Source organism: Exiguobacterium sp. s194, from assembly GCF_018618275.1.
Lineage (GTDB): Bacteria > Bacillota > Bacilli > Exiguobacteriales > Exiguobacteriaceae > Exiguobacterium > Exiguobacterium chiriqhucha.
On the sequence record NZ_JACSLT010000007.1, the window covers coordinates 143,403 to 157,099 of the forward strand.

Annotated in this window: 11 protein-coding genes and 1 riboswitch; of the genes, 4 read left to right on the top strand and 7 right to left on the bottom strand. The window is 51.9% G+C overall.

Translation table 11 applies throughout. From position 1 onward, the window contains the following. Positions 1–80 precede the first annotated feature (80 nt). Positions 81–2,123 (top strand): bifunctional diguanylate cyclase/phosphodiesterase, encoded by a 2,043-nt coding sequence (locus tag KNP85_RS10505; protein WP_058765698.1) that lies wholly within the window; start codon positions 81–83, stop codon positions 2,121–2,123. A gap of 41 nt (positions 2,124–2,164) precedes the next feature. Here KNP85_RS10505 and KNP85_RS10510 read toward each other — a convergent pair whose 3' ends face one another. Next, positions 2,165–3,568 (bottom strand): basic amino acid/polyamine antiporter, encoded by a 1,404-nt coding sequence (locus KNP85_RS10510; protein WP_021065241.1) that lies wholly within the window; start codon positions 3,566–3,568, stop codon positions 2,165–2,167. A 224-nt stretch (positions 3,569–3,792) separates the two neighbouring features. Here KNP85_RS10510 and KNP85_RS10515 point away from each other — a divergent pair, with 224 nt between their 5' ends. Beyond that, positions 3,793–5,421 (top strand): peptide ABC transporter substrate-binding protein, encoded by a 1,629-nt coding sequence (locus KNP85_RS10515; protein ID WP_021065240.1) that lies wholly within the window; start codon positions 3,793–3,795, stop codon positions 5,419–5,421. 114 nt (positions 5,422–5,535) lie between these two features. On the opposite strand, the gene KNP85_RS10520 is transcribed toward KNP85_RS10515, so the two are convergent. The 3 genes from KNP85_RS10520 to ade form a co-directional block, all read right to left on the bottom strand. Then, the gene (locus KNP85_RS10520) at positions 5,536–7,128 is read right to left on the bottom strand and encodes a Na+/H+ antiporter NhaC family protein (protein WP_214802926.1); all 1,593 of its coding nucleotides are present in this window, start codon (positions 7,126–7,128) and stop codon (positions 5,536–5,538) included. Between the two features lie 112 nt (positions 7,129–7,240). After that, a riboswitch (Lysine riboswitch) is annotated at positions 7,241–7,415 on the bottom strand. A 57-nt stretch (positions 7,416–7,472) separates the two neighbouring features. Further along, positions 7,473–7,757, bottom strand: a complete 285-nt coding sequence (locus tag KNP85_RS10525; RefSeq protein ID WP_021065238.1) for a hypothetical protein — start codon at positions 7,755–7,757, stop codon at positions 7,473–7,475. A gap of 117 nt (positions 7,758–7,874) precedes the next feature. Beyond that, a complete protein-coding gene (gene ade, locus KNP85_RS10530) occupies positions 7,875–9,584 on the bottom strand; it encodes an adenine deaminase (protein WP_214715548.1) in 1,710 nt (569 codons plus the stop codon). 120 nt (positions 9,585–9,704) lie between these two features. On the opposite strand from ade, the gene KNP85_RS10535 reads away from it, so the two are divergent. Both KNP85_RS10535 and KNP85_RS10540 read left to right on the top strand, forming a co-directional pair. After that, entirely contained in the window at positions 9,705–10,232 is a 528-nt protein-coding gene (locus KNP85_RS10535; RefSeq protein WP_029596089.1) for a gamma carbonic anhydrase family protein, read from the top strand. Between the two features lie 119 nt (positions 10,233–10,351). After that, on the top strand, positions 10,352–10,531 hold the full coding sequence (locus KNP85_RS10540; RefSeq protein WP_214802928.1) for a hypothetical protein: 180 nt from the start codon (positions 10,352–10,354) through the stop codon (positions 10,529–10,531). A gap of 143 nt (positions 10,532–10,674) precedes the next feature. Here KNP85_RS10540 and KNP85_RS10545 read toward each other — a convergent pair whose 3' ends face one another. From KNP85_RS10545 to alr, 3 genes are all read right to left on the bottom strand, one after another. Further along, complete coding sequence (locus KNP85_RS10545) at positions 10,675–11,223, bottom strand: nitroreductase family protein (protein ID WP_214715550.1); 549 nt, start codon at positions 11,221–11,223, stop codon at positions 10,675–10,677. Between the two features lie 117 nt (positions 11,224–11,340). Then, complete coding sequence (lysA, locus tag KNP85_RS10550; RefSeq protein WP_058765694.1) at positions 11,341–12,633, bottom strand: diaminopimelate decarboxylase; 1,293 nt, start codon at positions 12,631–12,633, stop codon at positions 11,341–11,343. Further along, positions 12,603–13,691: an alanine racemase gene (gene alr, locus KNP85_RS10555; protein WP_214802930.1), complete on the bottom strand. Its 1,089-nt coding sequence runs from the start codon at positions 13,689–13,691 to the stop codon at positions 12,603–12,605. The genes lysA and alr overlap by 31 nt, the downstream gene beginning before the upstream one ends. Between the last annotated feature and the right edge of the window lie 6 nt (positions 13,692–13,697).

Genomic DNA, 13,697 nt, shown 5'->3' on the forward strand with positions numbered 1-13,697 from the left:
TTGCCCATTCCTCGGTTTGGCAAAATAAGGTACACTGAACGTAGAATATGATTCATTTGATGTAGATTGGAGGAAACAATGTGGCTTCATTGCGTGATTTGCCGATTGACGAGTTTATCGATGCTTTATCTGTCCCATGCTGTTACATCAATCTCGATGGCAACGTCCTGCTGTGGAACGAATATGCGGAAACGCTGTTCGGATGGGGACGAGACGAGGTGCTTCACCATCCGCTCCCTGTTGTCCAACACTTACAGGATGCGCTTGAATCCTGGTCACCGATGCTCCTTCAATATCCGTTCTCGACGACGGCGATGACGCCGTTCAAACATAAAAACGGATCAGTCGTCTATGCGACTGCTTATTTACAATCTTTTTCCATCAACGACTATACGGGGTACTTCCTTGCGTTCCTGCCGAAAGGATTTGGGCCGCTCATCAGCACGGAACAGTTCAATCTGCTTCACCACTTTCAAGCGATGATTGAACAATCGACGTATTATTTGGCAACAAACGCTTACGGCGAGATTACAGAAATCAATCCGTTGCTATGCGGGTTAATCGGCGCACCCGATCATCAATTCATCGGTCGTAACTGGTTCGAGCTCATCCATCCGTCATTTGAGAATCATCCGCTTGCCGAGGACGTGCTTCAAGCACTTACGACCGACCGCATCTGGAACGGTGAAATGCCTGTCCGTTCCGAGCGGCATGTCCGCAACATGTGTTGGCTCAATTTGACGGTCGTCCCGATTCTGAGTGATGAAGGCGAAATTGTACAGTATACCGCCTTCGGCTTTGACGTCTCAGATAAAAAGCGACTCGAGCAAGAGGTCAATTATCTCGCGTACCATAACGATTTGACCGGACTCTTGAACAAGAAAGGATGGCTCCGTCAGTACAGCCACGTGTTGACGGATGTCGATCAGGGAGATGGCTTGGTTCACGTCGCCTTGTTCGATATCGATCGCTTCAAAATCATCAATGAATCGTTTGGTTCACGCGTCGGCAACGAATTGCTCCTTCAAATCAAGGACCGGGCCGCGCAGTTCTTGCCTGAGACGAGCGTCATGTTCCATCCGTCGGGCGGTTTGTTCGGGTTGATTTTCTTTGAACAGTCGAAAGAAGAAGTGTTCCAGTTGCTGCGCCAACTGCAACATGAATTGCAGCGTCCGTTCCGGATTTATCATCACTCCATCATGGTATCGATTTCCATCGGGTGTGTCTTCTATCCGTCCGCCACATCTTCATTAGAAGAACTGTACACGCGCGCCGAGAGCGCCCTGTTCAAAGGCAAACGAATCGGTGTCGGGACGATCCAGTTCGTCACGAAAGATATGGACGATGCGTTCTCACGTCAAATCCATATCGAGAAAGCACTTTATCAAGCACTTGAAGAAAAACATTTCTATTTAGAATATCAACCAAAATATGAGTTAAAGACCGACACGCTCATCGGGTTCGAGGCGCTTCTCCGTTGGCATCATGATGAACTCGGACAGATCCCACCTTCAGAGTTCATCCCACTCGCCGAGGAGATGGCACTCATCGTCCCAATCAACAACTGGGTCATTCTTGAGGCGGCCAAACAGTTGAAAGTCTGGCAGCAACTCGTCGATCGCCCGTTGTCGATGGCCGTCAACATTTCACCGAATCAATTCCGGAGCGACAGCTTCATCAATACGCTCCGTAATATCAAGCAACAGCTCAATTTGAACCCGTCCGACATCATCCTCGAGATTACCGAGAGTCTCGTCATGCAGCAGACGGACGAGATTATCGCCCGGATGGATCAAATCAAACGTCTCGATTATCGCCTATCCATCGACGACTTCGGGACCGGCTTCTCGTCACTGCAATACTTGAAGTCGTTCCCGGTCGACGAGCTAAAAATCGATAAAGTCTTCCTCGATGATTGGTTGACGTCGAAGTCACACTTACTCGATGTCATCGTCCACCTCGGCAAGAGCCTGAATCTGCACGTCGTGGCCGAGGGTGTCGAGGACCAAGAGATGCTCGACCACTTGAAGCAAACCGCTTGCGACTCGTTCCAAGGGTTCTTGTACGCCAAGCCGCTTCCTCCAATTGAAGTCGTTCGCTTATTGACGGACAACAGTCAATGAAAAAAGTCATCGCGCGTCTCCCGACGTACGATGACTTTTTATTATAGGCTAATTGTCGCCGTCCATAGTCCATATACACCGTACGTGGCTGCCAAGAGGATGACGACCGCAATCATGTATTGCAACCGGCTGAGGTACGGCCGGCCTTGTTCGCGTTCGGCCAACATGAAGACGAACACGCCCGGCGCGTACAAAATCATGGCGATGAGCATATACTCGACACCTGACGCATAAAGGAGCCAGGCCGCATAAACGGTCGCAATCCCGGACATGACGAGCATCGGGCGTGTTCCGGTCCGCCGTGCCTCTTTCCAACCGAACAAGGCCGAGAACAAATACGGCACGAGCGCAGCGATGCCGGCGATGCTCGAGAGCACCAAGTACGTCTGTTCCGAGAAGAGAGCGATGATGGTGACGAGTTGCGTGAACGCTTGTGTGATGAACAAGGCGCTCACCGGCGTCTCATTTCGATTGAGCCGATTGAACAGTTTCGGGAACACGCCGTCACGACTGGCGACGTACGAAATCTCCGTCGCGAGAATCGTCCACCCGAGCAGGGCACCCGAGAGCGAGACGAGGAGTCCGATGTTGATGATGGTCGCACCGACCGGTCCGACGACAGCCTCGAGCACGTACGCCATCGACGGTTCCGAAAGTGCCGCGAGTTGTTCCTGGGTCATCACCCCGAACGATAAAATCGAGATCATCATATAAATGACAAGCGTTCCAACGAGTCCGATCACCGTCGCCCGACCGACGTCTCGTTTATGACGAGCCCGTGATGATAGGACGACCGCCCCTTCAATCCCGACGAACGCCCAAAGCGTCACGAGCATCGTCGACTTCACTTGCGGGAACACTTGTGACCAGCTGAATCCAGATTGACCCCAGAAGTCGATTTGGAACGTATCGATTCGAAACGCAAACAAGATGAGGACAATAAACAAAAAGATGGGTACAAGTTTTGCGATCGTCGTGACGATATTGAGTAGCGCCGCTTCTCTCATCCCGCGCGAGATAATCCAAAACAGCCCCCAAATGACGACCGCACTCATAAGTAAGCGGAACGTCCGGTGCTCGGCTGAAAAGATCGGGAAGAAGTAGCTGAGCGTGCTGAAGATTAACGTGATGTTCGCGACCGTCCCGATCCACGCCGACATCCAGTAGCCCCACCCGCTATTGAATCCGACAAACTTGCCGAATCCTTCTTTCGCATAGGCGTAAATCCCACCTTCAAGTTCAGGACGTGTATTAGCTAAAAATTGGAACACGAACGCGAGCATGACCATCCCGATACCGGTGATCGTCCATCCGATTAACACTGAACCGACTCCAGCACCTTGTGCCATCGCTCCCGGTAAATTAAATGCGCCTCCGCCAATCATCGTTCCAACGACCATGGCAGCGAGCCCAAAAAAGCCGATTCCGGCTGACTGTGACTTCATTTAAAACCCTCCACAAAAAGTTGACGTCTGACGAATAACTATACATCGATAATGTATAATCATTCGATGATTTCCTTATTCTACTGAAACTAATGGTGTTTAGATAGGTATTTTGCTAATGTTTATATTTTCGAATAATTTAAAAAATTTTATTGCGCATTCATCTTGTTTGTAGTTTAATTGCAATATATTCGAAACAATCAGAATTTTCGGGAGGTAACACAATGCGCAACAAAAAATGGTTAGCTTTATCGGGTGTCGCTTTGCTTGCGACAGCAGCATGTGGCGGTGGAGAAGAAACAACAGATTCGTCTGAAGGGTCTTCATCAAGTGATGCGAAAAAGGAAATCACGCTCGTCTCGGCGACAGATTTACCACAGCTCGATCCGACGCTCACAACGGACTCGACGTCAATCATCGTGACGAACAACGTCTTCGAGGGACTGTATCGTCTGGATGAAAATAACCAACCGGTACCCGGAATTGCTGAAGACGTAGAAATTTCAGAAGATGGACTTACATACACCTTCAAATTGCGTGACGCGAACTGGTCAGACGGTTCACCGGTCACAGCTGAAGATTTCGTCTACTCATGGAAACGTGCCCTCAATCCTGAGACAGGTGCCGAGTACGCGTATATCCTTCAAGATTTGAAAAACGCCAATAAGATTCTCGCAGGCGAAGAAGAACTCGATACGCTTGGCGCGAAAGCGCTCGATGAGAAGACACTCGAAGTACAATTGGAGGCACCTGCCCCTTACTTCCTCGGGTTGACAGGATTCCCGACGTACATGCCGCAAAAGCAAGAGTTCGTCGAAGAACAAGGCGAGTCGTTTGCGACAGCTGTCGATAAGACACTTTACAACGGACCATACGTGTTAGATAGCTGGCAAGACAATGAAGGTTGGGTCTATAAAAAGAACCCTGAGTATTGGGACGCTGAAAACGTCAAGATGGATACGATCAACGTCAAGGTCGTTAAAGAAGTCGCGACGGGCGTCAACTTGTTCGAATCGGGCGAAGTCGATTACACGCTCTTGTCATCTGAATTCGTTCCACAATTCCAAGACTCGGATGAGTTCAAGACACGTGCCGACGCACGAATCAACTTCCTTCGTTTCAACCAGAAGAACGAATCACTTCAAAACGTCAACATTCGTGAGGCACTCGCAAAAGGCTTCGATAAGCAAGGCGTCACAGACGTCATCTTGACGGACGGTTCACAGCCGGCCAACTATATCGTCGCGAAAGACTTCACGTTCACAGAAGATGGAGCTGACTTCCGCGAGAAGTATCCAGACCTTCAAAGCTATAACGTCGACGAGGCGAAAGCTGCATGGGAGAAAGGTCTTGCCGAACTCGGTGTCGAGACAATCGAACTTGAGTTCCTCTCACGTGACGAAGAAGCGTTCAAGAAAGTCAACGAGTATATCAAAGGTGAGCTCGAGAAGAACCTTCCTGGCCTCACACTTAACATTAAGCAACAGCCGTTCAAAAACTTCCTTGAACTTGAAGGCGCTGGCGACTATGACGTCTCCGCTGCCGGTTGGGGCCCTGACTATCAAGATCCGATGACGTACCTCGACATGTGGGTCACAGACGGTCCGTTCAACCGCATGGCTTACTCGAACGACGAGTACGACAAGTTGATTCAAGGCGCGAAACAAGAAGCCGATCAAATGAAACGTTGGGAAGCGATGCAAGAAGCCGAACGCATCTTGCTCGAAGATGATTTCGCGATCGCACCGATTTACCAAAAAGGTGAAGCTTACCTTGAGCGTTCAAACATCGAAAACATGTACCGCCACCCGTTCGGAGCTGACGCTAGCTTCAAATGGTTGGACGTCAACTAACCCACAAACCCTGCCGCTTGCTTGCGGCAGGGTTTGTTTGTTGGGGCTATGCCGTTGTGACGCAAAAAAAAGGGGGCGTACCACGAAGTTGTGGTACGTCCCCTATCTAGATGATTACGCTTCGCGCTCAGCCCGCATATCGGCTGGTACGCGTCCGCGTTTTGAAATGATTTGTGCAATGATGAGAGCCACGATGAACGTCGCGAGGGCTGCAAAGAATCCAATCCACATCGATCCCGAAACACCGAGTACCAAATATCCGACAGCTGCCACGCCCGCTGAAATCAACGCGTATGGAAGTTGCGTCAACACGTGGTCGATATGGTGCGATCCAGCACCCGTCGAACTGAGAATCGTCGTATCCGAGATTGGTGAACAGTGGTCTCCGAACACCGCTCCGGCGAGAACAGCGGCAAGTGTCGGAAGCAAGAGCTCCGGCTCGACTGCCATAATCAAATCGGCTCCGATTGGAAGCATGAGACCGAACGTCCCCCAGCTCGTTCCTGTCGAGAACGCCATGAGACCGGCGATCATGAACAAGAGGAACGGCAAGTAAGATGGTGAAATCGAATCCGTAACGAAACTTGCCAAGTAGTCACCTGTCTTCATGTCACCGATGACGGCGATAATCGTCCAAGCAAACAACAAGATGAGCACGGCTGGCCACATGGCGCGAATTCCGCCCCATGTCGCTTGTCCATAGTCTTTCGCCGGAATCTTGCGGCCAATCAACAATAAGAGGGCGACAATCAAGCTGATGACAGCACCCGTTACGAGTGAACGTGTCACGTCTGTTGATTCGAACGCTCCGATCAACGAGAAGCTCTGACCGTCAGCGGCAAGCGCCTGTCCGCCCGTGTAGAGCATGGCCGACACCGTCGCGATAATCAAGGCAATAATCGGAACGATCAAGTCACGTACTTTTCCGCCTTCATGTTCGTTCAAGTCTTCACTCATCCCCATCGGTGCACCTTTCGATGTATCGTAGAGCTCCCCTTGGAGGGCACGGAGTTCATGTGTGCGCATCGGTCCGATGGCAAGTCCCGTGTAGGCGACGTAAGCCGTCAAGAGAAGCGCGAATACCGCGTAGAAGTTCATCGGGATGATTTGGATGAACGCTGAGAACGATGAGTAGCTATCAATCGAATACTTCGCCAGGATACCTGCGATGATGGCGATGATATAAGCTCCCCAACTCGAGAGCGGGCTGATGACGCAGACCGGTGCGGCAGTCGAGTCAATCATGTAGGCGAGTTTTGCACGTGATACTTTTTTACGGTCTGTGAGCGGTCGGCTGATGTTCCCGACGGCTAAACTGTTAAAGTAATCGTCGATGAAAATTAAAATCCCAAGTCCGAACGAGAGGAGACGAGCACCACGGGCTGTCTTGACGTTTGAAGCGGCCCACTCTCCGAACGCGCGGGCGCCGCCCGACGTTTGGATGATCGATGACAAAATCCCAAGCAAGAGCAAGAACGCAATCAAGAGCACGTTCCATTCATTAATGGCTCCGTCGGCCCAGAATAATGCGATGACGTTCGACCACAAATATTGAATCGATTCGAGCGGGTTAAAATTGTGAAGCAATAAGACCCCTGCAATAATCCCGACACCGAGTGACGGAATGACTTTCCGTGTTGTGATGGCCATAATAATGGCCAATAAAGCCGGTACGAGTGAGAGTACCGAAGTTGAATAATCTACCATGTGATTTCCTCCTCTTTTGTTAGAGATGAGGCCCCCCTATGCTTAAAAAAACGCAAAGCGAGGGCATCGGCAACAAAGCCGACACCCTCGCTGGATGTTCCGTCTTTCTTAGCCGACTTGGAGCGCTCCATACGTAAATATGTATGGCAGTCTGACGGGTATTTCCCGTCAGCCCAGCACAAAGTCAGAGACATGACTTTACACTTCGGCGATCTTGCCTTTCTGTAGTCTTCACCGTTGTCATCCTCGGACTACTTACTCATCAGCATCGCACCTCTACCTCATCGATAGCACGAATATTCATTTAAAGTTACGTCTAAATTATCATAGGTCATAGTGACTAATCAATAGTTTTTTTCATCTCGGATGATTTGTTTCAACACCGCGAGTGCAGCCTGGTCGTCTGACTCGACCGCTTTAAAGAAATCACTAAAGAAATGATATAAGACAAAACGCTCGGCGTGTGACGTCGTATGTTCTTTAATCGTTAAGAAAATAAGGTGACGCAATCGCCGTTTCGTCCGCGTCTCGTCGGGCAATTCTTGACATCGGTCTTGGAAGGCACGATATACAGAATTGATCAAATCCCCATGTTCATCATACGACCGGTTGTAAGCAACTTGTTCCATCTGTGATATCCCCCCTTTCCATATTTACCGATGAAACTTGTCGTAACTATACCAACTTAAGCCGAGCCGTTCAATCGTTTCGGGTCGTTCTTAACAAAAATCATACGTTAGACTGACTTACGACTCGATGAATGAGAACGTCGTCACGTCGAATAGTCCCATATCGGTCAATTTCAAATCCGGGATGACCGGAAGCGCCAGGAACGACATCGTCAAATACGGGTTGAAGTGACGATGGGCCCCGACGACGTCGAGCGCATCGTTCAACTGTTCGAGCACGTCCGCCACTTCCGCATACGGACGTTTCGTCATGAGTCCACCAATTTCAAGCGGTAAGACGGCCAGCACCTTGCCTTCTGACACCGCGACGACCCCACCGCCCACTTTTTCAAGCGTCTCGGCAGCGAGCAACATATCGTCCGGGCTCACCCCGGCGATGACGAGGTTATGGCTGTCGTGCGCGACCGTGGCCGCGAGCGCCCCTCGTTTCAAGCCGAAACCGGTTACCGGTGCGAGGGCCATATGACCCGTCCCGTGGTGGCGTTCGATGACGGCGAGCGTGGCGATATCTTGCTTGAGGTCGGCTCCGGACGCGTCAGGTGTGAAGACCAGACGCTGTCGCTTCGTCAAGAGACTATTCGGCAATACTTGAATCACATCGACCGCTTCTTCCTTTACGGCCAAACGGAACGAATCCGCCGTCAAGTCCGGCAGCTTCAGCTCACCTTTCATCGGTTTCGGCACTTCAATCCCGTCAGCCTCGAACGTCGCCTTACCATCTTTAGCGACGACTTTCCCGTTCACGTAGACGGTGTCAATCGTTACCGATTCGACGTCTGACAAGATGACAAAGTTCGCGCGCTTGCCCGGGGCGATAGCACCCACGTCGGTTAATCCATACGCCTCGGCCGCGTGCAGACTGGCAACGGCATAGGCCGTCTCTGGCTTGACGCCTTGTTTGATGGCCATGCGAATGTTGTAGTCGATCCCACCCTCAACGACGAGATCGTCCAAATGCTTATCGTCCGTACAGAATAAGAACCGGTGGGCGTTGCTCTCCGTGATGGCCCGGCTGACTTTTTCCACGTTCCGGGCAACCGACCCTTCACGAATTTGAACGTAAAAGCCGCGACGCACCCGTTCGAGCGCCTCCTCAGCCGTCGTACACTCATGATCGGTCATGATGCCGGCCGTGCGATACACGTTCAACTGATCCGGGCCAAGACCTGAGGCATGACCGTCGACGACTTTTCCGGCAAGTTCTGTCTGGGCGATCTTTTGAAGCATATCCGCACTCCCCGACTCGACGGACGGATAGTCCATCACTTCGCCGAGACCGTGGACGCCCGGATCTCCTAAAAACGGTGCCAAGTCCTCGGCGTATAGCTTCGCACCTGCGTGCTCGAACGGTGTCGCCGGCACACAGCTTGGGAGCATCATGCGCACATCGAGCGGCAAGCCTTTGGCATCCGCCAACATATACTCAATTCCGAGCGCCCCGTTGACGTTCGCAATCTCATGCGGATCGGCGATGACCGTCGTGACTCCGAGCGGCAGGACCGCCTTGGCGAACTCGTGAGGCGGTACCATCGATGATTCAATATGGACGTGTGAATCGATGAACGACGGTGCGAGCGTCCAGGACGGGTCGTGGTATTCCGTCTCCCCTTCGTAGCCGTCCCCGATGGCCACGATGTATCCCGCATCGATAGCGACATCCGTGCGAATCATCTCACGACTGTAGACGTCGATGACCGCCACATCTTTAAAGACGACCGCTGCTTTCTTTTTCTTCGCCGCGATGTCGATCAAATGTTGTTTCTCCATCTGTGTGTCTCCTTTTTCCTACGTATTTTTACTATCTTAACAAGAATAATCTTTCAGGTGCAATTTCTTTTTCAACTTATGCGACAATGAAAGCATATCTGTTTGAAAGGGGTTACACTTATGCAGTACAAATTAGGCAAATTGATGCCGCAAGTTGACGAGACGGTTTTTCTCGCACCTGGATCCCACGTGATCGGTGATGTCACCATCGGCGCCCATTCCGGCGTCTGGTTCAACACGGTCATTCGAGGCGATGAGGGACCGATTCGCATCGGTTCTTACGTGAATATCCAAGACGGATCGATGGTCCACCAATATGAAGGTTCCCCGACAGTCATTCATGACCGCGTCTCCATCGGACATATGGCGATGATTCACGGCTGTGAGATTGAAGAAGGTTGTCTCATCGGGATGCATGCCACCGTTCTCGACGGGGCAAAAATCGGGAAGGGCTCGTTCATCGCCGCTGGTGCTCTCGTCACACCGAACATGCAAATTCCGGAAGGCGTCATGGTCATGGGCGTGCCTGCCAAAGTCGTCCGTCCGCTCAACGACGAAGATCGCTTCATCATGGAACGGACCGTCAACAAATATGCGAAGCGAGCCGAGCAGTACAGACAGACGTGTGAACCACTGACATCCACATAAAGTTTGTGAAAGCGTTTACAAGATTCATAAAATGTTAACGATTTCCCCGATTTTTCTTTATGTTTCCTTTGTATACTGAGGATGTAGTCAAGCCGACGTGTCGAAAGGGGCCAATTTGTATGTATCCAAATCATGCCGAACTGATGTTAGACTTGTACGCTTCGTCCGTTAACCCAAGCTATTGCCTGCATATCGAGGATTCGTTCGATGATACGCTACAAGGTACACATCGAGAGGTTTGGGAACGACTGCAATTGGATAATAATACAGAGAAAGAAATTAAAACTGAGGGAACGTGAACACAATGATTCCAACGAATGTCATTCAAGACTGGCTTGCAGCCAAGTTAAAAAAATAAACTGAGCGCTCACATGAACGGCTCAGTCTCATTGACCTATAAAGATTGGCCCGGTCGTAGTCACCTACGCTCGGGCCTTTTCGTTCACTCAAAAATTGTCAAACTAGCGTCAATCGATTGACGTTGCTTCGTCGGTGGCACGTCTTCGTAACGACCGAGCTGGAGTAACCCGACAAACGTCTCCCCTTCAGCTCCAATCATCTCTTGAAGCCTGGCATCCTCAAAAATACCGCCCGTCCGCCAGACGAGGCCGATTTGTTGCTCACTACACAATAAATGAAAGTTTTGAATCATCGTCGCTGTCGCGAGTAGCGCATCTTTCTTCCCTTTGTCCGTCTCGAACGCTTTCGTCGTTACATAGACACATGCGGCCGCGTTACGAATCCGCCCGGCGATCTTTTCACGTTTCGATTCCGGTCCATCTTGAAACGCCGGCTCGAGCGCCTGAAGCAAGACGTCTTTTCCATCCCCGTTGAACAAATAGAGATTCCACGGTTCGACTTTGTTATGAAACGGCGCTTGGTGAGCTGACGCCAACAACTCATAGAGTACTTTCGTCGCAATTGGTTCTTCCGTGAATATGCGAATCGTCCGCCGCGATTCAATCAACTGTTGTCCTGCTGTCTTTTCCATTGAAGTCACTTCCCCCTCTGTTCTCTCTCCCCCATCATAATTAAAAGCATTTCTCATTTGAAGAAGAACGACTTCCATTAAAAAACGCATCCCTGAATCAGGAATGCGTTTATGGCGTCACGTCGATTGTCCGACAATCTCACAGGCGACCAAGTCTTCGAGCGTCTGTCTCCGGACGACGAGACGATGTGTCCCGTCTTTCACGAAGACGACGGCCGGGCGGAGCATCTGGTTATAGTTGCTTGCCATCGAGAAGTTATACGCTCCCGTCGCTTTGACGAGCAAGAGATCACCAGCTTCGACCGGCGGGATAAGCGAACGGTTCGAGATGATGTCTCCCGACTCGCAGCACGCCCCGACGATTTTCGCCTCGAGCGTCTTCGCTTCATCCATCCGTGTCGCCGCAATGACGTCATATTCAGCGTCATAGAGAGCGGGACGAATGTTATCCGTCATCCCTCCATCGACCGAGACGTACGTGCGGACACCGCTCACTTCTTTCACCGTCCCGACTTCATAGAGCGTCGCGCCGGCGTTGGCGACGAGCCAACGGCCCGGTTCAATGCCGATTTTCGGAAGCGGCAAGCCGAAGCGTTCCACTTCCGCGACGAGCGTGTCCATCACTTGCGTCATCGTGTCGGCGAAGTCGAGCGGGTCGTCCGACTCGAGATAGGCGACACCGAAGCCGCCACCGATATTCAAGACGTCGGCCGTATACCCCGTCTCTTGACGAATCGTCTCGATGAAGTTGACCATCGTTTTGACCGTATTGATGAACAGCGTCGGTTCTTGAATCTGCGAGCCGACGTGACAGTGAATGCCTCGCAGTTGCAGTCGCTCCGCTTGTAGCGTCGCTTTGATCGCTTCGAGATACGTATCATCATGGGTCGGAAAACCGAACTTCGTATCGACCCCGCCCGTCTGAATCGCCTCATGGGCGCCTCCGACGACTTGTGGGACGATGCGGAGCAAGACATCGACGTCTACCCCTTGCTCAGCGGCCAGACCCGACAACAGCCCAATCTCACGCATGTTGTCGATGGTGAAGTGGGTAATTCCGTTCTCGAGCGCGAACGTGATGTCCTGCACCGTCTTGTTCGAGCCGTGGACGTGAATCCGGTCAGCCGGGACACCGGCGTGGAGCGCGACGAACATCTCGCCCCGCGAGACGACGTCGATGCTCAGACCCGCTGCCATCACTTTATCGTATACGGCCGCAATCGACATCGCTTTCGATGCGTACAGCGCGTACGTGTTCGGATACTTGTCGAGGAACGCGTTCCGGACAAGGTCGAGACGACGTTCGAGTTCAGGCTCGCTCATGATATAGAGCGGTGTCCCGTACGTCGCTTGAAGTTCACGGACGGACACGCCTTCGATCATACAAACTGATTGGTTGGTGGTGTACATACATTGCCTCCTTCAAAGCGATGCGGGACACGCCATGAGCGTGCGCATAATTGTTCTGAGTTATTGGCGTGACCGGTACGGGTCACGTCATCGATTTTCGTAAGATGGCCATACAGCTCCACATAATCTCCGACTTGTACGGTATCATCGACGCGTAAAAAACTGTGGCTCATGAAAATGTTGCTGATGAACGGATAGGCTCGTCCGTCGATATGGGCTGGTAAGAAGCGCCGGGCTCGCATGAGTCCGTCACCATAGCCGACCGAGAGCACGGCGATGCGTTCTTTCGTCTCGGCCGTGTAGCCCGTACCGTAACCGACGTGGGCACCGGCCTCGATGTCATGCACGGCGACGACTTCTGTTTCCCAGCGAAACGCCGGGATGAGCCAATCGACCGGTTCGACCGAAGAGTAGCCGTAGAGAAAGATGCCGACACGGACGTGTGTGCAATGCCCAAGACGCGGATCCGCTTGAAGCGTCGCTGCACTGTTGGCTGCGTGCACGATGTCGAACGTATGCCGCTCCATGAGACGATTCGACCAGTCGGCGAACCGTTCCACGTGCACACTGTGCTCGATTTCGGCGTTATCCGCGTCAGCGAGTGGGAAGTGTGTACATAACCCGACAAGATCGAGCCCCTCGTCTTGGCAAAAGGCGACGATGGCCAACGCTTCCTGGAACGTCTTCGCACCGAAGCGGTTCATGCCGACGTCGAGCTTCAAATGAAGCCGGACCCCGTCGAGCTGGTCCCGTTGCGAGACGAGCCAGTCATAGGAACCGATGGCGACGTCAAGTTGGTCACGATGGACGCTTGTCCACTCGTATACCGGGTTCATGACAAGAACGCGTGCTTCCGGAGCTGATGCCCGGACCTCGCTCGCCTCGTCAAGCGTCGTCACCATGAAGTGACGCACCCCTTCTTCGTACAGTGTCGTCACAACTGGCTCCATCCCTAAGTTATAGGCGTTGTTTTTTACGACGGCGAACACCGGTCGGCCAAGCGCTTCAATCCGACGTTTGTTTTCGCGAACCGCATTCAAGTCAATTGTGACTCCCATACAAAA